At 61.8% G+C, this 23,938-nt stretch carries 22 protein-coding genes and 2 pseudogenes; 11 read left to right on the plus strand and 13 right to left on the minus strand.

The window, feature by feature from the left end; genetic code table 11:
• Positions 1–12: 12 nt before the first annotated feature.
• From BLR03_RS21040 to BLR03_RS21055, 4 genes are all read right to left on the minus strand, one after another.
• Positions 13–1,098, minus strand: coding sequence for a hypothetical protein (locus BLR03_RS21040; RefSeq protein WP_091256247.1), 1,086 nt, complete (start codon positions 1,096–1,098; stop codon positions 13–15).
• A gap of 32 nt (positions 1,099–1,130) precedes the next feature.
• Positions 1,131–1,358, minus strand: a complete 228-nt coding sequence (locus BLR03_RS21045; RefSeq protein WP_091256248.1) for a DUF2278 family protein — start codon at positions 1,356–1,358, stop codon at positions 1,131–1,133.
• A 398-nt stretch (positions 1,359–1,756) separates the two neighbouring features.
• The gene (locus BLR03_RS21050) at positions 1,757–2,284 is read right to left on the minus strand and encodes a hypothetical protein (RefSeq protein ID WP_139184627.1); all 528 of its coding nucleotides are present in this window, start codon (positions 2,282–2,284) and stop codon (positions 1,757–1,759) included.
• 330 nt (positions 2,285–2,614) lie between these two features.
• Positions 2,615–2,962: a hypothetical protein gene (locus BLR03_RS21055; RefSeq protein WP_091256250.1), complete on the minus strand. Its 348-nt coding sequence runs from the start codon at positions 2,960–2,962 to the stop codon at positions 2,615–2,617.
• A gap of 248 nt (positions 2,963–3,210) precedes the next feature.
• On the opposite strand from BLR03_RS21055, the gene BLR03_RS21060 reads away from it, so the two are divergent.
• Positions 3,211–3,576, plus strand: coding sequence for a hypothetical protein (locus BLR03_RS21060; RefSeq protein WP_091256251.1), 366 nt, complete (start codon positions 3,211–3,213; stop codon positions 3,574–3,576).
• Positions 3,577–4,076: 500 nt separating this feature from the next.
• On the opposite strand, the gene BLR03_RS21065 is transcribed toward BLR03_RS21060, so the two are convergent.
• The gene (locus tag BLR03_RS21065) at positions 4,077–4,481 is read right to left on the minus strand and encodes a SixA phosphatase family protein (protein WP_175460650.1); all 405 of its coding nucleotides are present in this window, start codon (positions 4,479–4,481) and stop codon (positions 4,077–4,079) included.
• A 459-nt stretch (positions 4,482–4,940) separates the two neighbouring features.
• Here BLR03_RS21065 and BLR03_RS21070 point away from each other — a divergent pair, with 459 nt between their 5' ends.
• The 5 genes and pseudogenes from BLR03_RS21070 (at position 4,941) to BLR03_RS24165 (ending at position 10,062) form a co-directional block, all read left to right on the plus strand.
• Positions 4,941–6,029, plus strand: coding sequence for a M4 family metallopeptidase (locus BLR03_RS21070; protein WP_091256253.1), 1,089 nt, complete (start codon positions 4,941–4,943; stop codon positions 6,027–6,029).
• Positions 6,030–6,037: 8 nt separating this feature from the next.
• Complete coding sequence (locus BLR03_RS21075; RefSeq protein ID WP_091256254.1) at positions 6,038–6,379, plus strand: protealysin inhibitor emfourin; 342 nt, start codon at positions 6,038–6,040, stop codon at positions 6,377–6,379.
• A gap of 1,588 nt (positions 6,380–7,967) precedes the next feature.
• Positions 7,968–9,086 (plus strand): alkaline phosphatase family protein, encoded by a 1,119-nt coding sequence (locus BLR03_RS21085; protein ID WP_091256256.1) that lies wholly within the window; start codon positions 7,968–7,970, stop codon positions 9,084–9,086.
• 417 nt (positions 9,087–9,503) lie between these two features.
• Positions 9,504–9,689, plus strand: a pseudogene (locus BLR03_RS25025) (IS3 family transposase); the annotation flags it as partial.
• A 58-nt stretch (positions 9,690–9,747) separates the two neighbouring features.
• Positions 9,748–10,062 (plus strand): hypothetical protein, encoded by a 315-nt coding sequence (locus tag BLR03_RS24165; RefSeq protein WP_139184628.1) that lies wholly within the window; start codon positions 9,748–9,750, stop codon positions 10,060–10,062.
• 124 nt (positions 10,063–10,186) lie between these two features.
• On the opposite strand, the gene BLR03_RS21090 is transcribed toward BLR03_RS24165, so the two are convergent.
• The 3 genes from BLR03_RS21090 to BLR03_RS24170 form a co-directional block, all read right to left on the minus strand.
• Complete coding sequence (locus tag BLR03_RS21090) at positions 10,187–11,182, minus strand: ATP-grasp domain-containing protein (RefSeq protein ID WP_091256257.1); 996 nt, start codon at positions 11,180–11,182, stop codon at positions 10,187–10,189.
• Positions 11,179–11,358 (minus strand): hypothetical protein, encoded by a 180-nt coding sequence (locus BLR03_RS24755; protein ID WP_091256258.1) that lies wholly within the window; start codon positions 11,356–11,358, stop codon positions 11,179–11,181. Before BLR03_RS24755 ends, BLR03_RS21090 begins: the two co-directional genes overlap by 4 nt.
• A gap of 536 nt (positions 11,359–11,894) precedes the next feature.
• Positions 11,895–12,983, minus strand: a complete 1,089-nt coding sequence (locus tag BLR03_RS24170) for a hypothetical protein (RefSeq protein WP_139184630.1) — start codon at positions 12,981–12,983, stop codon at positions 11,895–11,897.
• 503 nt (positions 12,984–13,486) lie between these two features.
• On the opposite strand from BLR03_RS24170, the gene BLR03_RS21105 reads away from it, so the two are divergent.
• The 3 genes and pseudogenes from BLR03_RS21105 to BLR03_RS21115 all read left to right on the plus strand — a co-directional run bounded on the left by BLR03_RS21105 (position 13,487) and on the right by BLR03_RS21115 (position 15,164).
• Positions 13,487–13,765 carry a hypothetical protein gene (locus BLR03_RS21105; protein WP_091256260.1) on the plus strand — a complete coding sequence of 93 codons (279 nt, stop codon included), beginning with the start codon at positions 13,487–13,489 and terminating at the stop codon, positions 13,763–13,765.
• Positions 13,743–14,735: pseudogene (locus BLR03_RS21110) on the plus strand (transposase); the annotation flags it as partial. The gene BLR03_RS21105 and the pseudogene BLR03_RS21110, both read left to right, overlap by 23 nt.
• Positions 14,736–14,825: 90 nt before the next feature.
• A complete protein-coding gene (locus tag BLR03_RS21115; RefSeq protein ID WP_139184631.1) occupies positions 14,826–15,164 on the plus strand; it encodes a hypothetical protein in 339 nt (112 codons plus the stop codon).
• 216 nt (positions 15,165–15,380) lie between these two features.
• On the opposite strand, the gene BLR03_RS21120 is transcribed toward BLR03_RS21115, so the two are convergent.
• The 5 genes from BLR03_RS21120 to BLR03_RS21145 form a co-directional block, all read right to left on the minus strand.
• Complete coding sequence (locus BLR03_RS21120; RefSeq protein ID WP_217639826.1) at positions 15,381–16,811, minus strand: MFS transporter; 1,431 nt, start codon at positions 16,809–16,811, stop codon at positions 15,381–15,383.
• On the minus strand, positions 16,804–17,118 hold the full coding sequence (locus BLR03_RS21125; protein ID WP_091256262.1) for a MarR family winged helix-turn-helix transcriptional regulator: 315 nt from the start codon (positions 17,116–17,118) through the stop codon (positions 16,804–16,806). Before BLR03_RS21125 ends, BLR03_RS21120 begins: the two co-directional genes overlap by 8 nt.
• Positions 17,119–17,752: 634 nt before the next feature.
• Positions 17,753–18,058 (minus strand): helix-turn-helix domain-containing protein, encoded by a 306-nt coding sequence (locus BLR03_RS21130; protein ID WP_091256263.1) that lies wholly within the window; start codon positions 18,056–18,058, stop codon positions 17,753–17,755.
• Positions 18,058–18,396 (minus strand): type II toxin-antitoxin system RelE/ParE family toxin, encoded by a 339-nt coding sequence (locus BLR03_RS21135; RefSeq protein ID WP_254788631.1) that lies wholly within the window; start codon positions 18,394–18,396, stop codon positions 18,058–18,060. The genes BLR03_RS21130 and BLR03_RS21135 overlap by 1 nt, the downstream gene beginning before the upstream one ends.
• Positions 18,397–18,928: 532 nt before the next feature.
• Complete coding sequence (locus BLR03_RS21145; RefSeq protein ID WP_254788632.1) at positions 18,929–21,439, minus strand: DEAD/DEAH box helicase; 2,511 nt, start codon at positions 21,437–21,439, stop codon at positions 18,929–18,931.
• Positions 21,440–22,897: 1,458 nt separating this feature from the next.
• Between BLR03_RS21145 and BLR03_RS25030 the strand changes: the two genes are divergently transcribed.
• Positions 22,898–23,212, plus strand: a complete 315-nt coding sequence (locus tag BLR03_RS25030) for a hypothetical protein (protein ID WP_254788633.1) — start codon at positions 22,898–22,900, stop codon at positions 23,210–23,212.
• Complete coding sequence (locus BLR03_RS25035; RefSeq protein WP_254788634.1) at positions 23,181–23,852, plus strand: integrase catalytic domain-containing protein; 672 nt, start codon at positions 23,181–23,183, stop codon at positions 23,850–23,852. The genes BLR03_RS25030 and BLR03_RS25035 overlap by 32 nt, the downstream gene beginning before the upstream one ends.
• Positions 23,853–23,938 lie beyond the last annotated feature (86 nt).

Below are 23,938 nucleotides of genomic sequence, written 5' to 3' on the forward strand. Positions count from 1 at the left end.
GCAGATATGCTGTCACGACGTCCGGTCGCCCGAACTATCGGCGGCGTCTTCCCCCGCCTTCCGCTTCTTCCACGCCGCCCAAAGTCCGAGGATGCTGATCGCGAGCGCCACGAACGGTGCGACGTACTGTACCGGCTGCTGGACTCTGTCCCAGAACGACGGGCCTGGTTCCGTCGCCCGCGCTGATGCCGCTATCGGGACTTTCCGCTCCAGGCGATGTGTCGCAGCCTGGCCCCTAACCGTCGCGGTGAAGATGAGGGCCACCTGCCCTGGCTTGTCGGAGGTCACGGTCCACCGTCGGGAGATGCTTTCCTCACCGGCTGCGGCCGGCTCCATTTGTGCGGTCGCGGGGGCTGCGGACACCTCGACGATGGTTACCGCTGCGGAGTTTTCGGCCGAGTCCAAATGGATCTCGGCGCTCACCGTGTCGGCGTGACCAGCCAGGGACATGGATGCGCTGACGAGGTATTGCTTGCCGACGACCATCTCGTCGGGGAGATCGGTCTTCATGTCGGCGGCGGCCTTCAGCACTTCGTCGAAGTCGCGCTGGACAGGGTGGACGTCGACCGTCACCGTGATCGGCCTGTTGATGTTAAGGAGGCCGGGAACCACTTTGCCCTCGACGACAACAGTGGGGAGGATACTGACGGTGAGCGTCTGTTTGCCGGGGACGAGGGGCGTCACATCCCAGGTCCAGGTGAGCTCATATCCCCCGTTGGGACGGTGGGTGCCGGCGTCGAGGAACTGACGAGACGCGGACGTCGGCTCGATGTCGAAGGTGCCCTCAGTCTGCGCTGCGAGAGCGGCCTCGTTACTCCAGGCGACCTTGACCGTCGGCAGGTCGGGGTTGGGTGACGACGTGCCGTAGATGATGGTGGCCCTGAAGGTGGTCGTCTCGAATTGCGTGATCGGCTCTGAATCGAACTTGGCGTCGAGGCTGGCGTCGGTAATTGCCTCATTGACCGTGTGGGCGTCCGGACCGGGATACACAATCGCGTAGAGGGGCGCCCCGACGGGCCATGCCAGGGCCAGCAGCGTGACGGCTACGACGACGACTGCTGCACGGACGCGCTGTCCTCTTCGAACTTCACCGTACATTGCGTTCCTCGAAATCAAGTATCTCGGCGTGACTAACCGCTGGTGCTGGGCATCAGACCCAGGATGGGATGTTGGAAACTGTCGTTCACCAGATACAGCAGTTCCGAGGGCGACTCGCTGGACAGAACGTTCACCGTCGCACGGTAGTCGGTGCCCTGACCGTCGTGCCGGTGAATCTGGTACTGCGGAGTGTTCACCGCCCCTTCGCGCCGCCGTGCTACCGCTCTGGCGGCCAAGGCACCATATTCCTTCAAAGGCATTTCTTCATCCGAGTTCGGGAACGCTTTCGACAAAACTCATCAACTTGCTGTTTCGGACCGCGGGGCCCGTTGCCCCAGGGCTCCGCAGTTTCGGGCCCCACCCCGTCGCGATCCTGCGGCCGTCGTGCTGGGCTGCTTCGGTATGAACGGCGAATGGATCTCAGGGCACACCGCCAACTCACAAATATTGAGGAGTTTACGCTCAAGTCCATGTGCCGTTGGAGGCTTTCTGGCATCCATGAATTCGGCTGCGTCCACCCCGGCGGGGCTCACCATCTCGTCTCCCTCCGCCATGGGACCCTGCCACCCCGTGCTGAACTCTTGCTCCATGACGGCCGCGCATCATGCACCCGGGAATGGGGCGTGCACGTTGCCACTGAGTTGATGGCCCATAGGTGCTACGGAGCCGCGTGGATGATTGTCACAGTCTCCTTATCGGTGCCAACGAAGACGTCGGCTCCGGCGACCTTCAACTTCTGCAGATCCTTGACCAGATGGCCGACATCATCGGCTCCTCTCGCTGATCCTGCACGGCCGCCTGCCACGGTTTCTGCTCGAAGGAACGCTGCCATCACGTTACCGCGGGCAGCCAACTGAGCCGCCGCGGCCGCTCCTCTGGCTTCAAGGTCACCGTGCACGAAGACTGCCAGTGCGATCGCCGATGCGGCAAGCACGAGCGATCCACCCGCGATGAAGGCCACGGTGACAGGTTCTCCCACCGCGTTTGTGAGGGGCTCGGTAGCCGCCCGCACATAGCCCACAATCATGCTGATCAAGGCCGTGACGCCACCCACACCCGATACGGCGGCCAGCCACCACTTCGTCATTTTCGTGACGCCAGACGAGATCAGTTGAAGAGATTCGGGAGTGTCGGCGCGCCAAGTGCGCTGGAAATTCCCGTCGCTGAGAGCGTTGTCATCGCCCAAGAGTCCGCTCCCCTGGAGGATACCCTTGAGGTCCAGCTGATCGGCGCTCGTTCCTGCCGCTGGCTGAGTCCATTTGAGTGCATCAATGCTATTGGCCACGGTTTCCCTCGATCGCCACTAGATAACAGAGAAACATCACCTCTCGGTTGAAGTTTGCTTCCTCAGCGACGAGGTGGAAGGAGTAGTTGGTCCCGGGTAATTTGCCGCAGGACCGCAGTACTGGGGCCAGCACGCATCATCCGATACTCGCCCACATCAAAGCATCATTATCGAGTCTGGGGCGACCAGGCCAAGGTCGAACCGTAGTGCGGCCTCCGGCCGTCCGCAAGATCAGGCGAAGACCAACACGAAGACGAGGTTCGAGCCAAAGGGATCCCCGTTGGATGCGACCCACACCCTCTTATTACCGAGCAGGGCATCTTTCGCGAGTGCGAACGCCCACTGCGGCCACGAAGATGAGTACCCACTTCCGTTCTGCGCGTTGAACTGGACGGAGTAGCTGCCTGATGCGTACTGGCCGGCGAAGGCGATCGTGCCGGTCGCGGTTTGGAGCCCCGCCCCGGCCGCCGCCTCGGCAATGTCGTGTGGAACGCCGAGAACATCGGTGCTCGTGGTTCGCAGGTCTGCCGTCATCTGCTCGATTGCAGCCGACGAGCCGGGTTCTGGAGAAGCGCTCATTGCTACCTCGATCTGTCGCGTCCTCGCACGCCCGCGGGGACTATCCTCCAAAGGAAGCACGCAGGCGTTATCCCAACGTTACGGATGGCAGATGTCGGGGGAAGTAACGCGGCCGTAACGTCTGACGGCTTACATGGTTATCAGTGCAAGGTTCCGAGGACGGAGCATCACCCGACGTCGGCCGGAATGGCTGTGTCGACGTCACAGACGCGCATCCGCCGCCCCCGCCCGACGAGGAAGGAGACATCATGAACACATCGGAGGAGTCGGAAGAGACTGTGCGCCGAATCGAGGCCGAGATCGGGAAGTCCGTTCTAGACGGCATCAACGAGCGAATCGAATCCGAGGTCAAAGGGCTCGCAGCAGGTCTAACGACAGCCTCAGCGTGGATCGACCACTACCTGCTGATCGACTTCGGCTTTACAGCGGGCGGGACGTACGAACCGAACAGCGTCCAGTTCTACAGCGCCTCCGGTTTCCTATGCTCCAAGCGCACTGATAACAATTCCATTCAGACCCTCGCGCCGATCCTGGCGTGCAAGTACGTAAGCGTCACATGGGACACGGCCACGCTGGAGTCCGTGCACATCTTTGGGATGCAACCCAAGCAGTGACGGTGCCCTGGAATGCTACGGCCCTCATCTCACCGACTGTCACGTCGTTATCCGCACCCGTTCGCGCCGACCTGGTCGAACAGATCCAGGCACTTAGCGCCGAACTCCTGACCCTGACCACCACGAAACAGGGCACCAAACCCCGGCCCGCCATCCGGGCAAAACCAAATGATTCCACGAAACAACCCAAGCGGGCATCTTGACATGATTCCCCGGGTGGCCCGCCGCCTCCGGCAGCGTTGTCAAGCGAAATACTGTGAGCTTGGCACCCTGACGGCTCGCGCAAAAACAGTGGTCGCCATCAGACTTTCCCCGGAAACCCGGCCAAAAGTCCCTAGTGACGAGGTTGACGGGCGGTCCGAGCGCATCGAATCCATCGAGCGTTAGCACCCGTTTGGGGATGTGCCACTGGGAGAGTTCCCCTGTGGATCCACGTCCACCGCGCCGGCCCGCGGGAGTTCCATGCCGGCGTCGTCCGCGAGTTTGCTAGCCGGGTCTTCCTACCCGTAGCGAAGGGTGCAAAGCCTGTAGTTTGCCAGGAAAACGAGCCGATCGAACTCGGTGGCTGCGATGGGCGTCATCGGCGGGCCGCCCAGTCGCGCGACGACGTCAGGCACGGTATTACTATGTCCGACGACAAGTGCTGTCTCGGAATTCGCCAGATGACGGATCGCGCCGGCAATCGACGCCGTGTCATCCTGGACGATTGCCGGCAGCCCAAGATCACCTGCAAGCGGTTGGGCGGTTGCTTGCGTCCGCTGGAGCGAACTCACGAAGATTGCAGTGACCCCGGAGTCGCCAAGCACGTGCCTCAGTGGCTGTGCACGGGAGGTACCGGCACCATTCAGCGGAGGATCGGCACCACCATCGAGCGTTACATCCGCGTGCCTGATCAGGATTACCACGGTCCCCAGCTGTTCCAGCCTAGCCCGGGAAGTCATCATGCCTCCCGTCCGACTTCAGATGAGCTACGAAACACCACCACACTGACCACCACGTCCTCCCCAGCAGCTCTCGGAGGTGAACACGGGCCACGACCAGCTATAACGGGCTGGAAAGCCATCACCAGAGACGAGAGAATCTAGCTCCACTGCGTTATCGCGGCGTTATTGACACTGACTGGCTGGGCGGCAGCGCAGGGGCAAACACCTGACCAGCGCGAGATGGCCCAATGGCTCAGGCGCGGGCAGGCGCTCGCCACCTCGATAACGGCTCAGTAACGCAGAGAGGCACACACTCGATCTGCGAGGCCGCGGTGAGGCAGGAGATATTGGCTGTCTTCATTCGGGCTGGACTGCACGAGCATGCAGGAGCTCCCTCGTGAGCGCCTTGCAGAGCGGAAAAATAGCGACAAGGAGATCATCATGTATGAAAGAACGCCGCGCGTCGGATCGAAACTAACCATCACTCGCCACTCGCTTGCCTGCATCCTCCCCCCAGATCTACTGATCGAACTGGCCCGGAGCGCTGAACCCGACCAGCGCGACGCGCTGTTGTCCACCCTGTCAATCGACCAAGGGCTCCGGCTCGCCAGGGCGGAGATCGCAGCTCGCACCCTCACGCGCCCCATCACGCTCCAGCCGACGCCAACAGCCGGCACCCCCAACCGCAGAATCTACGACCAGGCGCATTCCAGTGACCAGACTCCGGGAACCCTTGTCCGATCCGAAGGCGAACCGCCGAGCACCGACCAATCGGTGAACCAGGCCTATGACAACTTCGGTTACACATACGCCCTATACTGGGACGTCTTCCACCGTGACTCGATCGACGGCCAGGGCATGCCGCTCGAGGGATTCGTCCACTTTGGCACCGACTACGACAACGCCTTCTGGGACGATGCTGGCCACATGTTCTTCGGCGACGGGGACGGCACGACACTTACCGATACGACAAAAGGCATCGACGTCGTCGGCCACGAACTAACCCACGGCGTGACTCAGCACGAGGCGAACCTGATGTACTCCGGCCAGTCCGGCGCGCTCAACGAATCGTGCTCGGACGTTTTCGGCTCGCTAGTCAAGCAGTACCACCTCGGACAGACCGCGCAACAAGCCGACTGGCTCATCGGCGCCGACATCGTCGGACCGCTTCTCGCACCCGCCCTCCGCTCGATGAAGGCGCCCGGAACCGCGAACCATTACGACCACCAACCGGCGACGATGGACGGCTACGTCCAGACAACCACCGACAACGGCGGCGTCCACACCAACTCCGGCATCCCTAATCACGCGTTCTACCTCGTCGCCACGGCGATCGGGGGAAACGCGTGGGAGGCAGCCGGACAGATTTGGTACGACACCCTCGTTGACCCCCGACTGCGACCAAACGCAACCTTCAGCTCGTTCGCGAGTCTCACTCTCCGGTCGGCGCGATCCCGCTACGGGGCAACAAGCACCCAAGCAAACGCGGTCAAGTCAGCCTGGGATGCCGTCAAAGTAAGGGTCCGCTGAGCGGCTAAATGGACGAACTACACGTAAGCTACCAACGCTCGGGCGGGATCGCCGGAATCACCATGGCGGCAGAGGCCGCGGAGCCTGATCTGCCGGACGATGTCGCACTGATCGCCGTGAGCCTGCTCGGAGGTGCCTCAGACATGGGCATCCGTCCTTTTAGCCCGGCGGAGGAAGCCAACTCTCAGGCGTTGCCCGCCCCAGGCGCCGATCAATTCACTTACGAGTTGGAGGTGTCGCGCGGGAGCGAGAGCCAGACATTCCGCTGGTCCGACACGACGATGCCTGACCAGGTCCGACCCCTCGTCTACTCCCTGGCGCAGCGCTCTCAACCCATTCGACAGGCTTGACCCTATCTGACAAGTAGGAGGACGACGAAGGCGTCAAAGCCAATGGTGTCCTACGTCAGCGGATCGCAGCAACAGCTCGTATTGCTCGTGGAATCTTGTCAAGCTGGCACCGGCGTCGTCGTGCAAAGGAATGTTATGGCTTTCCGCGAGTCGTCCGATCGGGCGGGGCTGGTCCAGATCCATGAGCTGCGTGAGAGTCTCCCGGGTCAGGACACAGTGGTGGAGCTTGCGCGAGATTTTGTTCATATTCAGCGGTGGACGCGGGCCCGCGTCCTGGGAAGCCGCCGCGCTCAGGAGTCGGTCCCACAGCGCCTGGAATGTATCGTGGGCAGCTTTCGCCCGACCCGGGTACATTGGAATTCGGCTCGATGATGACGTCAACGGACTCATGGGGATCAGGGACATTTTGACCGCTGTCCCCGCCTGGAAGCGTCCCCGGCTTCAGGTTTCCCACGACGCGGGATTTCTTCGCCGGGTGATGGGTGCTAGGAAGTACGTCGCCGGCCATGGCGTGGTGCCGGTGCGGGCCGATAGAGAGTGAACATGTGGTCCCCTGCGTTCCAAGCCTCATCCCACTTAGCGAGAATATTTGCAGGTCACGTTGGCAGAATTCAAGACTTGATTGAGATCTGGCAAAAACTAATATCCCACCAAGTTGGGTACCGGATCATCGGAGCCCTTCAGCGGTGATGGGAGGACCCGGCCTCTTTCCGCCAGGCAGCCCGCGTACGCGCGGCTCGGCAGCGCAGCTGAGACCTCGAGTTTTATCGTGTGCCGGTCCCCCGTCGAGGCCCGTTCCCGGCCTGTGTTACCCAAGCCACCGTTCATCCGACGTTGCCTGGACCCGGCCCTCAGCATGGACACGGCCGGGCCTTTGGCTCCGATCCTGCCCTGTCATCCAAGCAGTGTCCGGTCCCGACGGGCCTTGTCAGTGAATGGCACACCTGGACGCGATCGCTCGGCTCCCGGAGCGCCCGTCGACAGTGCCCGGGGACGTTGAGCGTACCTCCTCTCTGCGCGAGGGCGGGAATGCATAGGCTGCATGGGCAGGGACGAAGAATGAGCCACTGAGCTGGACGCTGACGCCGAACGGCTGAAGGGATTGAGCCTGAAGGACCTCGGTAATGCCCCCGGGCCTCAGGACCTGTCCGCCAGCGGGCGGTCGGGGACGGACCCGGACGGGCTTTGCAGCAGGGAAGGAGCGATTTCATCGCGGCGTTGTCCACGCATTCGCGAATAACGGGGAAACGCCGGTGTTGGAGTTTTACTGAGGCTGGTGCCGATCCGATACCGGGAGGCGGCGTCCGGTATTCCGCTCGCCTTTCTGCCGTGACGAACCGGAGCTCAAGCTGTAACGCTGCAATAACGTGCTCAATGCCATTCTGTTCGTAGCCGACCCTTGGTTTTCTTATTCGTCATGCCATCCGGGTTTTCGTTGAGAGGCCTTGGCTCGCCAGCGATCCTCCCGTGCCCGCACCCGTCACCGGCTGCGCGTAGTGCAGTCGGGTGGTTCTGAGCCTGGAGGGAAGTCGGTCGCTGCTGAGATGGCCGGCCGCGCCTTCCCTTGTCACAAATGAGAGGACAAACCATGAGTGGCCCCACCGGTATCAAGAGAGTCGTTGTTTTCATCCAGGAGAACCACACGACTGACAACTACTTCGGTGGCCTTGCCCCGTATGGAGCCAATGTCGCCACGGGGTGGCCGGTCCAGCCCAACCCGCCGCTGGCGGATCCCCGCCACGACCGCGTTTCCTATGATCGGTGGCTTACGGGTGGAGGGACAGCGAGCCACACACAGTTCGATACGGTCAAAGACCTCCCCTTCTACGCCTACCTCGCGCTGACCGGTGCGTTTTTCGAGAACCATTGCTCGGGATTCGGGACGAACTCGACTCCCAATCATCTGCTGCTGGTCGGAGGGCAGAGCCCAACGCTGAAGAACCCTTCCCGCCGGCAGCCTCCGCCCCTGTGGGACATGCCTTCGGTGCCCGGGCTCGCGGACGATAATGGCCTCAGCTGGAGGTGCTATACCGGCAGCGGCGACTATCCTGCCGGCTTCTACCAACAGCTAAAGGGCTCACCCAACCTGGTGCCGTCATCAGACTTCGTCCGTGATGCCCAAGCCGGGGAACTTCCGGCCCTCAGCTACGTCTGGCACAACTCCCCCGAAGATGAACATCCCCTCGCCGACGTCTCGATCGGGATGAACAAGATCTGGGAGAGCGTCGATGCCGTCGTTCAGTCCGGCGGCTGGCAGGAGACTGTTTTCTTCCTGACGTGGGACGACTGGGGCGGCTGGGATGACCACGTGGCTACCCCGAATGTCGAGCACACCGGCGACGGGGTGCAGCTGGCCTATGGGCCCCGCGTAGCCTTGTTGGTCTTCGGCGGGCAGGTGAAGCAAGTAATTGACAGCCGATGGTCCTCCCACGTGGACGTCCCCAAAACCGTCATTCAGCTCCTGGGCCTGCCAGCGCTCGGCGTTCCCCGCGTGGACTCCAGCGAAGGCCTCGCGGACGTCACGGACCCCTCGCTCCAGCAACCGCCGCCTCCATCACCCGGGTCAGGAATCACGCTGCCAGATCCGCCCAATCCGGCACCGCAGCCCCGGCCGCTCCCTCCCTCGCCTGGCCCGTCCGAGCTGGTCGGCCGCGTTTTGCTCCGAAATGGATCAACTCTACCGCCGCCCAACGACGTCACCCTTTAAGGACCACCGCACATCCGAGGAGACAGAGCAGGCCCAACGGCACGCGGGAGACCGCGCCGTCCACGCTCATGAGGACCTGGACCAAGCGGCCCTCACTCCTCACCGACACCGCCACAGCATCCTCGACGAGGAGGCCGACGCAAGGTCCTTGACCGCATCCTGAGCACTGTCATCAGCCCACTCGGTCCTCCCGTGGCGAAGGGGCGAAGAAGTCTCGCCTCGAACGTTCGGAGGTGCTCGTCAAGGCCAAGATCTGGGTCAGCGGTGCGTATGCCGATTGCGCTGTGGCTGACAGCAACTGCGCGACGTCGCTGTTCGTGCCCTAAGAACCTGGTCACGGCCGCAGTGTGCCCAGCCAGGCCCAACCTCGGCGTGACGGTTACCCCGGCATAATCTGAGTTAAGCCGAATTCGGCTTAACTCAGTTACAGGCAGCCAATACACCTCCATCCGGTACACCGACACCCTGGCCCTGGAGGGCCTGCAGCCCTCCATCGGCAGCGTCGGTGACGCTTATGACAATGCCGCTGCCGAGACCGTGATGGGGCTCTTCAAGAACGAAGCCGTCGCGAAAGATTCACCCTTCCGCAGCGGCGCGCTGAACCAGCGCCTCCATTCCGCACTCGGGCACCAGACGCCCGAGGAATGCGAGCAGGCATACTATGCTCGAGAATCCGGCTCGTTACCCGACGACGCCGCCAACAAAACGGCGGCATGATTCCCGGAACGGTTCAGCCGGCAACGACAGATGTTTGGTGCGAGTCAAAGTCTGGCGAACCGAATCGCAGGCATGCACCGACGTGCGCACCACAATGGACAACCTGAAACAGCGGATTGACGGCCTTGAGTCGTCAAAGGACGGACACGACCCGAAAAAGGACAAAGCGGTGATCAAACGCATCGACAAGCTCATTGCTGAAGCCGAACAGGCGGTCGTTGCAGCCGAAGCACGAAAAGCGGAGCTTCATTGCCGGTAGGTTTCGATAGCCGAACCAGCCGCTTGCGACTCGACGCCAGCCGCGGCCGGAACTGTGGACGTAACGGTGTACCCGGCGGCATGGCTAGGGCAGAGGCAATGCTGACCCCCGGTGGATATTGAGGTCATTGACCGGCCAGCTGGCCCGGGCTGAGCGCACGGTCTGTCGTTACTGGCGGCGAGTCACTCCTCCGCCCGCTGGCGAGAAGGTCCGCGATGGCCGCGTCGACTGACTGGCCGCTGCGGTCTTGGAAGAACGTGAATCCGGGGGATGGGTTCATTTCGAAGCAGTACCAGTTTCCCTCAAGATCTTTCATGAGGTCCAGACCTGATACCTCAAGGCCTACTTTCCGCGTCAGGTTTATTGACATCGTTTCGATATGGCGGGGGAGAATGCACGCCTCTACACGGCAAGCAGAGTCGTAACGGTAATCGGTGGACTTGCTCGTGATGCTGCAGGCAAATGCCTGGGAGCCAACGACGTGTACACGGTAGTTTGTGCCGATGATCCTACGCTGAAATTGTGTGGGACAATTTTCCACGTTGTGTAACCGGTCATCGTGCTCCGATGTGAGCGTTCGCACGACGCTGCGAACGCCACTGATTGACTTATAGACGATTTCACCATGCTGGTTTTGGAAGGCTTTAACGGCTGCGGGGTCCGTTGTGACCAAGGTTTCGGGGACGGAGAAGCCGATCGACGCGGCCTGGGCTGTTTGGAATGGTTTAGAGTTGTTGGCGGCCATCGCCGAGGGCCGGTTGACGACTAAGGCCGGTGTCACTTCTGCCCAGGTACTCGTAAGTTCCTCGGTTCTTAGGGCGTAGTCGGTCAAGGATTTGTTGTTCGTGGCGTTCACCACCGCTGGCAGCTCGCGGCTGTCATACGGGCGCATATAAAAAGACCTGACTGTGTCGAGATCTGCAAACCAGGGGCCGAAGCGCAGATGCCCATGGATCCCTGCGCCTGATTCCAACTCGAGGGCTGTGTCCCTGATACGGCGTTGATCGATGACGAAGACTGGAGCGCCAAGTTTCCGCAAGCTCAGCTCGACGCGGGAGAGCGTTGTTTCAGTAGGTATGCCCCAAAGGAGAACAGCGTCGCCGGGGACCCGCCTCGTCACGATTTCTCCAGCAGCAGCAGATCGAGGAGCGCATCTGCAATGAGGGGATTGCGTAAGTTCAACCAGGGGACGCATTCCAACAATTCTGGTGGTCCGTTCGCCGACGAGGGTGCGAAGAAGGCCGTCATGGATTTCATCTCCGCCGCCGAGCCGAGATCAATGAGTTTTTCGCACATTTCAGGTGATCCTCCAAAGCAGCGATTGCCCACAACACTGACAGCAACGCTGTTAGGTGGTAGTTCAAGTAGCCATGCGGCGTGGGACGAACGGTGAACGGGCCGCATTTTGAGACCCAAGGGTCCTGCAAGTTTGCTCAGCTCTTCCGGTGACCATACCGTGCCCGCCAGGCACCGCGGCGTGGCACGGTTCATGACCGTGCACGGGAGGCTAGCGAGCCAGGCGACGAGGAATGCGTTCACCTCCTCAGCGGCGTAACTTCGGTCCTCCGAACGGATGTGAGGCAAATGCTCACTTGTTATGGCGCCAATCCGGGTGTGTACGGCATGGACGCTCGCAACTTGTAGTCGCCGACCCTCGGCGATCAGTTGTCCGGCCAGAGGATCGGCGGGATTGAACACCCATCCGCGGCGCCCGAGGTCTCGGGGGGTCACCAAGTACGCAGGAATTCGTCCGGACCAGTTCTGTGCGGTGCGCCTTGCATCGGCGTCGTCATCGCTGCAAATGATCAGGACACATCCGTCCTCCTTGATACTCAGGATTCATCCCTCAACACGCCGCCGCCAACGTCCGGGCGTTCAGTCGGCTCAATGAAGGAAGGTAGGCTTCCACTGCCGGACTCGAGGGCCGCGAGGCGTCGTGACACTTCGTCGAGCCTAGTCATCACGCCTTCCAAAGTTGCGGCAACGGGCGGCTGGTCACGGTCCTTTTCCTTGGCGTCTTTTTCCTTCTCCTTGCTGTCCTTAATTTCCTTGCGGTCCTTCCGGTCTTTGATGTCCTTGTCCTTGTCCTTGCGATCTTTGGTGTCTTTGGTGTCTTTGTCGGATTTCACGATCGGGTCGGTAGGCACGACGCATTGTCCGTCAGCGTTGGACCAGTATCGTTGGACGATGACGCCGTCGACGATGGCGGTGTTGCCCCCGCACACGTCCCCGATCTCGCACCAGCCGCCTTGATTGCACACGTTCCCTGTCCAGCCATCGCCTTCTGGGTCGGTTGCAGCTTCCACGAGCTCGTGCGAAAAGATCGACGTCACCGAATTAAGGGAACCGTTGTTGGTGACCCAAGACCAATGCGCGCGGACGCCGGCAATCGTGCTGTACGTATGCTCACCAATGAAATTCGCATTGGTGTTTGCGGTGTTCGTGGGGGTGATGACACAGTAGAATAGGTTGCCATCGTTGGCCGGTGAGGGCACCCGCCCCGCCGAACATAACTCGTTGATCACCTGGTGGACGTCACCGTCGCTGAACGGGTTGGGTGGACTTGCCGGGGCACTCCCAACGGCAGAGGTTACGTACGCCACCTGCTGCAAGGACCCGCGGCTGATCCCCCGGTACTGACGAAGCGAGTCGGTGTACTGTCCCGTTGCAATTGTGCTGACGGCGTCGGCAATTTCCCCGGGGCTCGGAATTGGTGGTGGGATAGACGCCCACGCGCTCCCCCAAAATATCAGCACGACTTTGGGACTCTGGATGATTCGGCCGCCGTGGTCGGTGAAATCATTCTTCGGCGCGCCCCCCTCGGCGCCTCCTGGGCTGCTTGTCGTCGACGGGATTTGCTGTTCTGTCGATCCTTTGTGTACTGCGACACCACCGCCCACTTCGGGCCCATCGAAGTCCATGACCGAGTCCTTTCAACTTGGCAGTTTTCTTGATGATGAAACCGCTGGCGTTACCCAAGCGTTATTGCGCCCTGTTCACTCTGGCGCACCCCGGATCACTGCTCTGACCCTGACCATCCCCGACGCCATGGAAGAACGGGCCGAACGCCGCGGCTGGGTCTATTCGGCTGATCGAGATCGAAACGTCATCGGGAAGCTCGGTGGGTCCAGTTCCGGACTCGAGCTCGCGGATGCGAGTCCCCCGCGCCAATTTCAGCAACGCGGACGCTATCAAGGCCATCGTGGCGTCGGTGACGGGTTGGTGACGGGTCTCGGCGGGGCGGGTCTGCTAATGGTTCGCCGACCGCGTCAAGGAGGACCACTCCTTCGTCGTTGAGAGCGAGCGTTGCCGTTGGGCCGGTCCGCGAAGCCTCCTTAACGACGCGCACGCTCGCTGAGTTCCGGAGGGCCTCAACGACGAAGGGCAAGTCTGGATGCGCGGCAGGCGTCACCGCAATGGGTCTATGTCCAAGGCTAACCTCGATCGGGTAAGCCAGCACACCGTCTCCAACTGGCATCGTCAAAGGTTGTTCGAAGCTCAACCGGCCGCGATCACCAACGACAACGTCGATCACACCCTTGGCGATCGGGTGGGTAAGATCGCCACCGGACCCGGCGAGGGCATAACTGTCACCGGGGCCACCCCGGACGGCGCCGCCCGCTCGACCCACATAACGCCTTGTGATTCGACGATGCTGAGGACCCCGGAGGTATCCTTCTCGGTCAGCGGCGGACCAGGTTGAGAAGGCGCGTTTGCGCCCCCAGTTAGAGGTGAGTGAGGGCCGGTTGAAGAAGACCGAGGCAGCCCTGGAGCTGATGGGAAAACTACAGGCGTTCTTAGAGAACGCCTCAGAGGATATGCCGGACGGGCCCCGGTCCAAGAAACGCTGATGGCCACCTACCGGTCGATGCTGGAGCTAAAGATCCCCACGCGGAAGGCAGCATCATTGACCGGTGTTTCCAGGACGACCGCGAACCGGAAACCGGCCCCGCCGCGAGATGAAGTGCCGGTGGTGCCGCAGAACAAGCTCAGCGCCGCTGAGCGGGCAGAGATCCTGGCTGTGCTGAACTCGCCCGGGTTCGTGGACCTGGCACCCCAGCAGGTCTACACGAAGCTGCTGGATCAGGGGATCTATCTGGGATCCTTGTCGACTTTCCACCGCGTGCTGGAGGAAAACAAGCAGGTCAAGGAACGCCGCCGGCTGGCCAAACACCCGCCCCGGGCGGTTCCGGAACTGGTCGCTACGGCCCCGGGCCACATGTTCACCTGGGACATTACAAAGCTCGCGGGCCCGGTCAGGGGGAAGTATTTTGACTGCTACATGATGGTCGATATCCATTCCAGGTTCATCGTCGGCGCGCATGTCCACGCCACCGAATCCGGAGTGTTGGCTGTGGAGATGATGAAGGGGATCTTCGGCATCCATGGCATTCCCCAGGTCGTGCACGCGGACCGGGGCACGTCCATGACGTCTAAACCGTGGCCGCGCTGCTCTCGGATCTGGAGGTCACCCGGTCTCACTCCAGGCCCCGGGTGTCCAATGACAATCCGTACAGCGAGGTGCTGTTCAAGACCCTGAAATACGGTCCGGAATTTCCCGAACGCTTCGCCTCGGTCCATGACGCCGGGGCATTCATCAGCGGATTCGTGGATGGTACAACCATCACCACCAGCACTCTGGAATCAGCTTCCACATGCCCGCGAACGTGCACGGGCCGCTATAAATGGATGCCGATTGCCGGCGGCGTCATGGTCGCAATCGCCTTGGTGCTGCTCTCCACCCGTAAACCGGCCTCAGCGCTGTGGGAGTTCTCCGCCTGCCTGGCCGTCATAGGCTGCTGATCGTCCAGGACTCGTTCCCACTCCGCGAGGTGGGCGCCGGCACGGCGTCGAACGACTTCTTCCGCCACATCGGTGCTACCCTCGGCTCGGCCGTCGTCGGAAGCCTTTTTGCCAGCAGGCTGGTGGCACTACTCGCCGAGCGGTTGCCCGCCTCGGCCACCGGCGGGGGGACTCCCGGAGGATCGAACTCCCTGTCTCCGACGGTGGTCAGCAAGCTGCCCGCACCGGTCAAGGATTCCATCATTGACGCCGATCTTCGTCTGGATGGTGCCGCTGGCCCTGGATCGCCGCTGCACTGATGTGCTTCGTCAAGGAAAAGCCGTTAGCCGCGGCCGTCGAACACGACGTGCTCTCTGAGTCCATCTTGGAGGGAAACATCCTGATCAGCGTGTCCGGGATGTCGAGTCGCCTCGACGCGCAGATGCAACCCAGGATCTGGTGGAGGGCTACCCGACGGCGTTCGGGTAGCCCTCAGGGCGCTTCACCCGTGGGGCGACCCGTCCTCGGCGGCCCGCCTACCGCGGTGAATCTATCCGGGCCTGAGTCCGCCCGTGGGCTGCCCGGCGGGAACGGGTCATGAGGGTGTGGATGAGCAGGGTGATAAAGACCACGGCGCAGAGTACGGCGGCGATCGCGAATGTCGCATTGATTCCGGCGCCGGTCGGGTGGAGATCCGGGGCCATGTTCGCTGCCAGCACCGCGCCCGAGACGGCGGTGCCGAAGGAGCTTCCCACGGTGCGCAGGACCTGGTTGAAGCTCACCGAACTGCCCAGCTCTTCGGCGGCCACGCTGCGCGCAATCAGTGCCGGCATGGCGGCATAGCTGGCACCCGTTCCCAGACCGAAGACCAGCATTCCGATCAGGATCTCCCAGAGTCCGGTGTGGGCGAACCAGAGCAGCATTCCGGCTGCGGCTATCATGCCGGCACCGATCGGCAACAGTGTCGTCAGACTGATCCGGCGCGAGAGGCGGCGCACCAGACGATTGGCCACAAAGCTTCCCACCGACAGCGGGAACATCACGAAACCGGCCCAGAACACCGGCAGCGCCATGCCGTAGCCGGTCGAGGCAGGAGCCTGGGCAACGAGGCTGGAAATCGAAAGGCCAATGTACATCGCGGCTCCCAGTCCGATTGCGGTGCCGTTGGCCAGCAGCACTTCCCCGTTGCGGAGGACCCGAAGGTTGATCAGCGGGTGCTGCGTCCGCAGTTCGGCCCCGATCCAGGCTGCCAGGCCGGCCGCCGCGACGATGAAGGCACCGATGGTCCACGGCGAACTCCAGCCCCAGTTCGGCGCTTCGCTGACGGCAAGGAGCAGGGTGCCGAGGCCGAGGCCGAGCAGACCGGCGCCTGTGTAGTCGAAGGATACCCGGGGGGCCTGTTCGTCGGGTCCGGCCGGAACGGTGCGGAAGACGACCACGATGGCCGTGACCACGAACAGTGCGGCGAACCAAAATGCGAACCGGAAGTCGAAGATCCCGGCGATGATCCCGGTCAGGGGGTAGCCGATCCCGATCCCGGTGGCCACGGTCACCGACAGGCTGGAGATGGCGAATTGCACCTTATCGGCGGCGACATAGCGGCGGGCGAGGGCGATCGTCACCGGAACGATCCCGTAGGTCAGGCCCTGAAGCGCCCGTCCGATCAGGAACACCGTGAAGTTTGGCGCCGCCGCGGCGACGACGGATCCGATGAGGATGATCGTCAGTGACCACAGCAGGAGCCGTTTCTTGTGCGGTCCGTCGCTGAGCCGGCCCATGACAGGGGTCGCGATCGCGCCGACCAGAAGGTTGATGGTGAGCATCCATTGCGCCGTGCTGACCGAAACTTCCATCTCGCGGGAGATGGTGGGCACCAGCAGCATGCCCAGCGAGCTCACGATCGCCGTCGAGAGCGCCGCGTAGACCAGTGCCGGCAAAAGGCGCAGGCGATCGGCCGGCTCAGTCAACGGAGGCCTCCGATCCAAGCTTCCGGAGAATCGGGATGACCGCTTCCAGCGCCTTGCGCTCCTCCGTTGTCAGCCGCTCCGTAATGGCCCGGTCAAGCCAGCCCTGACCGGCCGCGGACTCCTGTGCCAGCTTCTGCCGCCCCGCGTCGGTGAGCTCGATCCAGGCCCGGCGCCGGTCCTCGGCATCGGGGACACGCATCACCAACTGCAACCGTTCCAGTTCCCGCGCGGCAAGCGAAATGGCCTGCGGGCTCACGTGGACGACGGAGGCCAGCTCCTCCGGCAACGCTTCACGGGGTTTAGTCATAGCCACAATGATTCTCCAATCATCCAGCGACTACAGCCCTCCTACACAAACAATCTGACACCCTCCGCCAAACGCCCGCTCACCTCTCCCCGGCCAAGAAAAGGGACGAATCGAGGACGAGAAAATCTCGCAGAAACTTCCCTCAGGTCATGTCATCACCACAACTCCCGGACATGAATAGGTACAAGGCCGACCACGTCCGACACAATCAGCAAGGAAGGAGGTCCAAATGATCCCAAGCCACAGCAAGTCATGCAGTTCCAAGCGCTCCCGGCCATGAAGGAGTAACCAGCAACACCACTGTCCAAGTCAAGAGTAGGAGCCGCCAGACCAGCCACCACCAACAAAAAATGGGCCCCCGCAGGGGCCCGCAAAAGGAGATTTGTACACATTCAGAGGCCCACAAGCCCCTGAACAGGGAAAACACGTGCCCGAGGTGGGACTCGAACTGCATTCCCGCCCCTGCAAACGCTGGGAATTCCCGAAAACATGCGGAATCCGGCCCGATCCAACCCATGTACGGCCCAGTCCGAGGCCAGGAGTGTGGACATTGTCCACACTCCTTTTTCCCACCTGTTAGACCTCGCTGTACGGGCAAGACGACTGCCGTCGCTGATCGCTTCGGGTCGTTTCGTCAGGCGATCTGGATCCGTTCGTCGCCCAGCTCTACCTCGACACGAAGCCGGCCGCCGAGCGCCTCGACGTATTTCCGCAAGGTGTCGACCTGGGCACGATCAATGTCACCGTGCTCGATGCGAGAGACCCGGTTCTGGCTGACATGCAGGCGCCCAGCCAGCTCGACCTGCGTTAGCTCAGATGCCTCGCGGAGCTCCCGAAGCCGGTAGGCCCGGACCTCATCGAGCATCCGCTTCTTGTGGGCATCCACAGCTGCCCGGTCCACCGGACGCTTGGCCAGTAGTTCTTCCATAGACTTCGCCACTATGCCTCTCCTTTCAGGATCCTCAGATGATCATCGAACAGGTCATCCGCAACCGGAATGTTCGTCGTGTACCACTTGCTCCAGTTGCCCGCCTTGTCCCCGGCGACAAGCAGGATCGCCCGCCGCTCTGGATCAAAGGCAAACAGGATTCGCAGTTCCGACCGCCCGCTCGATCCCGGCCGCAGTTCCTTCATGTTCTTATGCCGTGAACGGACCACTGTGTCGACCAATGGACGACCAAGTTGAGGTCCGCGCTCGGCGAGAAGCTCTAATGCAGCAACAATCTGCTCATATGAGTCTTGGTCAAGACCTAACAGCCACGGCTCCACGAGTCCCACGTCAACATTCCACATCGAGGCCATCATACAACTCAGGTGTTCTACAACTCAAGTGCTATATTGCTGCCGCCACTTGTTGGACGTGCAGGAGGGACGAGCCGTCACACCCATTCGGTTGTGGCCAGGCAATGCGTCGCAGACAAGAAGACCTCGCAAGGCGATGACGTGGTCTTATCGAGGCGACAACTCAGGCATCCTAAAGGCGTTTCAACACCCCGGCCTCATGGCTCTTAACGAAGTCCCGGCCCGCGCTGATTTTTTGCATGTGCCGGTGACGCTGGACGTCCTAACCGGCGACTTGACCAAGAAACTCCGACTTGGGGGTGTGCGCCATGGCATTAGGCTCATCCGGACGGCGGTCACCGCCTTCTGAAACACGCAGGTTCATGTCCATGTTCGCTGATACTAAGCGGTATCAGGTAGTCCACTGGCGTGAGACGTATCCGGCTGCCCGAAGGTGACCTCTCAAGAATACGGTTCCGAGGATTTGTGGCAACGCAGGCACCCGCCATCTACGGTCTTGGGAACGCTGTCATCTGTTTTTTAGCTTGCGCGGATCAGGGAACCCGAGCGAGACGTACCCTGGCGCCCGTTTATTCAGGGACGCTGCCAGTACGGGTGTGGATTCGTCGTAGTAGTCGTGAACAGTCGAGACAGTTTTACCCGGGTACGGCCGGATAACCCGGCCGACGTACTGGACCAATCTGCCTTTGAACGACACAGGCGCTGCCAGGAACAGGGTATCCAGTTTTGGGCAGTCAAAGCCTTCTCCAATGTATGAGCCGGTGCCCAAGACCAGCAGAGGCTGCGCATCATCAGTGGTGGCAAGAAGGTCGACGGCGGCCTGTCGTTCCTTGGCTTTCATCGCCCCAGTGAAAACCACCGGATTCAGACCAGCCGCCTCGAACCGGGACCTCAGGGACTCAAGATGTGCTTTCCACGTAGTCAGTACAAGGATTCGGGAGTTCTGTTCGTAAGCTTCAATGACGTCGTCGTAGATTTGCTGCAGGCGTTCCTCGTTGGCGATCAAGTCCTTGTAGATGGCAGAGATCCCGCCCGGCTCGCTGGGGTCTGCGGCGCCGTCGTACACGTATGAGGTCCGGTGCAGTTCCAAAGCCAGCGCCGGTTCGGCAATCTCGTGGGCGTGCGTTGGCAGCTGCTGCGGAACAGCTGGGGAAATCGTGTGGGAGATTTGGCCGAGCTGGTGATAGATCAGCGAGTCCAACTTGTCGCGGCGGTATGGCGTGGCCGTCAGCCCCAGCCAGTACCGGGCCTGAATCTGGTTCATGACGTGGGTGAATGCTGCCGCCGGGACGTGGTGACATTCGTCTACGATGACGAAACCGTAGCCGGCGGTCAGCTCGGCAACATTTTCCCGCCGGGCCAAGGTAGGCAACAGCGCGACATCGACCCGTCCCGTCGTCTTGGCACGGCCACCTCCGATTTGGCCGCACTGCTCGTCCATGAACTGGCGGATGCGGCTGCGCCACTGCTCCGCTAAGGCTTTACGATCAACCAGAATGAGAGTTGAGACGCCGCGCAGTGCCATCGCAGCACACGCCATCACAGTCTTTCCCGTGCCGGGCGGGGCTACCAGGACTCCGTGCTCGGCGGCAGTGGCGGCGTCCAAGCCGCTTTGTTGTTCGGAGCGCAGGCTGCCCGAGAACTCGAAGCTTTGAGCCGTGCCTTGCGCCCGTTGATCGTCAATGCGCAGCGAGCTGCCACTCGATTCGACGAGTTGCTGTAACAGGGGCAACAAACCACGGGGCAAGATAAGGTCGCCGTCAAGCGTTTCGTCGTAGTTGCGCAGGTATCGAGGAATGTTCCAGGTGGACCGCCTCTGGCGTTGGCGTTCATAGAACTCCGGGTTCGGCATGGACGCGGCATGCTTGACGGCCGAGATCATTGCTGGTCCAAGGTCCGCGGCTTTGATCGTCAGACGTGACGCGAAACCTGCACGAACAATCAGTGCGGGGCGCGGAACAATTTTGGACGATTGGGGCAATTCCAGCCGGCGAACTTCATTTCCCAGCCTAACTGCCGGCAGTCTGCGGATATGGTCGCGAACTTCACGATCCGAAAGCCGATCCAGACTGGACAGGTACGCCCATTGGTCTTCATATGGTTCGAGGGTCGTTGTGTCGAGGAACAGGGTGGTGCCATGCTGGCGGCGCTTGCCGTTCAGCGGTGCGGCTATCAGGTTCCCCATACCTTTGCCCGAGTGAACGTCTTGGGCGGGAAAAAGCCTGTCGTAACTTGCCAGGCTCATGCTGCCGCGAAGCGCCATCGCCTCATGAATGAGGCCGGTGCCAAGCTGGCGAGCTGCGGACGCCGGTATGGCGGTGCTGAAGAAGATCCACACATGGGCGCCACGCCCGGACTGGGACACTTCCAGGGCCGCGGGAATACCTCGAAAGCGAGCAGCCTTAGCGTACGCAAGTGCATCGAGCATTGCGGCGCCGCCGTCAAAGTCCGCGGCGACCCACCAACAGGTGTCCTGTTCAGTCAAAGGATAGAGGCCAATGTGCTGCTCTCCGCGCAAATGGTCGGCAATGACTATTGGAGTAAGCGGCAGGAATCTGGCGCCTGCGATGTTCGCGCCTTTACGCCAGCCACCGGCGACGGCAGGGACCCAGCCGGAGCGGCCGTCACGCGAGTCTTCCCACCGGACTGCGTACACATCATTGCGCGCCCTGAACAAATCCTGGAACAGCCGGACTTTCGCTTCCGGAGACGAATCCATGGTGACCGGACCATGGTGCACCACTGAAGGAAGTACAGCCTGAGCCAGGTGGGCTGCCTTTGACTCCGGTTCCGTGAGTTCCAAGAGCTTCCGCAGTCTGGCATTGTCCAGACGAAGCTCCTCGAGCTCACGTCTTAACGCCCTGTCTGCCGCAGTGGAAAGGCCCGGCAATGCAGTTTGCCCACCAACTTCAGGAGTGTCTTCAATCACGGTTCCATTGTGGTCGGCAGAGGCCACCATGCCGAAACAGAAGAAGTCATCCACCACCATGGTGACGGCGAATGGACCGCCACTGCGCACGTGCCAACACTGAGACGAGTCATGTAGCTGCCACCCACACGACTTCACAGCTAACCGCGGCCCTGCCCGTGTGGGCGGTAGTGGCTTTGAGGATGTCCTCTTGAGAGTTAGTTCTGACCTCGGTGCGGTTAAGCGGCGCGGCAAAGCTGCAATGCGGCCACCATTGGGGCCAGCTCATGTCGATTTCGGCAATGATGTCCCACGCGCACTGGAGGGGCAGGTAAGTGCCAGGGGGAGTTGAGGTCGAAGAGACGCGGAGGCATGTAGCTATTTTGGCACTTAAGGGTATTAATACGTTTCATTCGGCCGGCGCGGTGAGGGAGGCGAAACATTGTCCTCTCCGAATGACCGCTCTTCGGCGGCCGAGCTGTCAGCCGGGGCCCGGGCAGTCTGAGGGAAACCCGCCCCCGGCCGCACTCGTTCCCGATACCCGGACCGCCAAAGCCCCGCGGGGGCTTCCACAGCTGCCGCCAAGCGTGCTCCGAAGGTTGCCGCAGCTACTGCCGACGCGGACGTGGCGGAACCCGCTGTGCTACCGAGATACCCTCGTCCGTGCGTCTTGCCAGGTGCCGGCGTAGCCCTGGTCCGGGATGGAATAGTCGTTCGGATTGGCTAGAACAGCTGCTTGCTCGCTACGAAGTGCCGCGATTTGCTGAGCAGCGTCTTGCGGTTTCAAGCTATAGGGGTTCCAGGAACACGGCGCGTTCAGGACTACCCAATCCAACCGGCCGCCCCTGTTCACTATTACGCCGCCGATCGTGCCTTGGGGGATGAGTGGTATGAGCGGTATGTTGCAGTCCCGTCCGCCATCCCACGGGCCGCGATTACTGACCGATGGAACGTGGATCCAGCCCACCAGAGGATGGCAAGGGCAGTCCGTGATGTAGTAAGCACCGTCCTGACCCAAAACCCCCTCGACTGTAGGTGTGCCCAAACTCAGCGAAAACCCCTGAGGGTAAAAGACGACCGTCGTATTTACGGCCGGAGTTTTGTCGGGCCACATGACGATGCCGGCCACTGTCCCTGCATCTGCTGGCGTCTGAGGCGCAGGTGCTTGTTGTTCCGTGGGCGGTGCTACCGGGGTCGGAGCCGCAGATTCAGGCTCGGGAGGCTGCGTCGTCGGCTCCACGGAGTGGTTACGCGACAATGTGTCAGGTGAGGTTGTGGCTGAGCTGTTCGTTTTGGGTCCTGAACAGGACGTCAAAGCTAGGCTGAGAATAACGAAGAGTGAGACAAATAGCCTGCGATACATTCGGCGCCGCCTTGCAGGAAATCCTCTTTGACCCCCAATGCGCAATAGGATAGACCTGCGTGCGATGGGCCGCAATCCTCCGCGTTGACTCGTGGAAAACCTCCGCGTAGCCGGATACGTTGCCTCAGTTGAAAACCTCCGCCTGGTGGCGTGGTTGACGGTGTTGGCGGCGGTTGCCAGCTATGCCCGTTTTCATGGAGCTAACGATGGCCCAACGGCAGGCTGTGACGAAGAAGAAGGCCCTCACGTATCAGGGCGCATCGCGGAAGGGGAAGTCCCGGATCCTTGATGAGCTGGTTGAGCTGACCGGGTGGCATCGCGACTACGCGCGTGCGGCGTTGCGTGATGCCCTGGTCCTGAAGATCATCAAGCCCCGGCCGGGCAGGGCGCCCGTGTACGGCCCTGATCTGCTGCCGGCACTGATCAAGTGCTGGGCGGTGCTGCGGGCCCCTGCCGGCCGGCTGCTGGCACCGATGCTGCCCCGTTCTGGTGCCGCTGCTGCGCCGCGATGGAGAGGTTGAGCTCACCGACGAGCAGGCCGGCCTGCTGATGCGCATGAGTGCCGCGACGATCGACCGCAAACTCGCGCCGGAGCGCGCGAGACTGATCCCGCGCGGACGGTCCCACACCAAGCCCGGCACCTTGCTGAAGGCCCAGATCCCGATCCGCACCTGGGCCGAGTGGGACGACGCGGTCCCGGGCTTTGTGGAGATCGACCTGGTCGGCCACGAGGGCGGCAACAGCTTCGGCGAGTTCTGCTTCACCCTGACAGTGACCGACATCGCCACCGGCTGGACGGTGAACCGGTCCGTGCGGAACAAGGCGGCCAAATGGGTCTTCGAGGCCCTCGAGCACGTCACCGCCGTGTTCCCCTTCCCCATCATCGGCATCGATTCGGACAACGGATCCGAGTTCATCAACGAGCACCTTCTCGCATACTGCCATGCCCGCCGGATCACGTTCACCCGGTCCCGGCCCGGCAACAAGAACTGTGAGGATTGGTGTGGCTGGTCTGGGACTGGCTGGCAGAGTAGGTGCTGGCCGTTCCGCCCTGTGGTCGCGACTCAAACAAGAACTGGCCCCCGTCGGGTGCCCTTCCGTCGACTCGTCCGTCCATGGGGTGGGCGGCCGATACCTGCCCGGCCCACATCGGTGACTTGATCAGAAGGTTGCCCGCCCTGTTTGACGGGGCGTGGCTCGTCACAGTGCTGTTCCGAAGTGACCTCTACCCGGACCGGTACCGGCCG

The sequence above is a fragment of the Arthrobacter sp. ok909 genome, from assembly GCF_900104405.1.
Classification (GTDB): Bacteria; Actinomycetota; Actinomycetes; order Actinomycetales; family Micrococcaceae; genus Arthrobacter; species Arthrobacter humicola.

Excerpts from the sequence above, each read along its gene's own strand:
- BLR03_RS21040 (WP_091256247.1), bottom strand. The coding sequence starts at position 1,098 with ATGTACGGTGAAGTTCGAAGAGGACAGCGCGTCCGTGCAGCAGTCGTC.
- BLR03_RS21045 (WP_091256248.1), bottom strand. The coding sequence starts at position 1,358 with ATGCCTTTGAAGGAATATGGTGCCTTGGCCGCCAGAGCGGTAGCACGG.
- BLR03_RS24165 (WP_139184628.1), top strand. The coding sequence starts at position 9,748 with ATGCTCGAGAATCCGGCTCGTTACCCGACGACGCCGCCAACAAAACGG.
- BLR03_RS21075 (WP_091256254.1), top strand. The coding sequence starts at position 6,038 with ATGGACGAACTACACGTAAGCTACCAACGCTCGGGCGGGATCGCCGGA.
- BLR03_RS21070 (WP_091256253.1), top strand. The coding sequence starts at position 4,941 with ATGTATGAAAGAACGCCGCGCGTCGGATCGAAACTAACCATCACTCGC.
- BLR03_RS21085 (WP_091256256.1), top strand. The coding sequence starts at position 7,968 with ATGAGTGGCCCCACCGGTATCAAGAGAGTCGTTGTTTTCATCCAGGAG.
- BLR03_RS21060 (WP_091256251.1), top strand. The coding sequence starts at position 3,211 with ATGAACACATCGGAGGAGTCGGAAGAGACTGTGCGCCGAATCGAGGCC.
- BLR03_RS25030 (WP_254788633.1), top strand. The coding sequence starts at position 22,898 with ATGGCCCAACGGCAGGCTGTGACGAAGAAGAAGGCCCTCACGTATCAG.
- BLR03_RS24170 (WP_139184630.1), bottom strand. The coding sequence starts at position 12,983 with ATGGACTTCGATGGGCCCGAAGTGGGCGGTGGTGTCGCAGTACACAAA.
- BLR03_RS21105 (WP_091256260.1), top strand. The coding sequence starts at position 13,487 with ATGTCCAAGGCTAACCTCGATCGGGTAAGCCAGCACACCGTCTCCAAC.
- BLR03_RS21055 (WP_091256250.1), bottom strand. The coding sequence starts at position 2,962 with ATGAGCGCTTCTCCAGAACCCGGCTCGTCGGCTGCAATCGAGCAGATG.
- BLR03_RS24755 (WP_091256258.1), bottom strand. The coding sequence starts at position 11,358 with ATGTGCGAAAAACTCATTGATCTCGGCTCGGCGGCGGAGATGAAATCC.
- BLR03_RS21125 (WP_091256262.1), bottom strand. The coding sequence starts at position 17,118 with ATGACTAAACCCCGTGAAGCGTTGCCGGAGGAGCTGGCCTCCGTCGTC.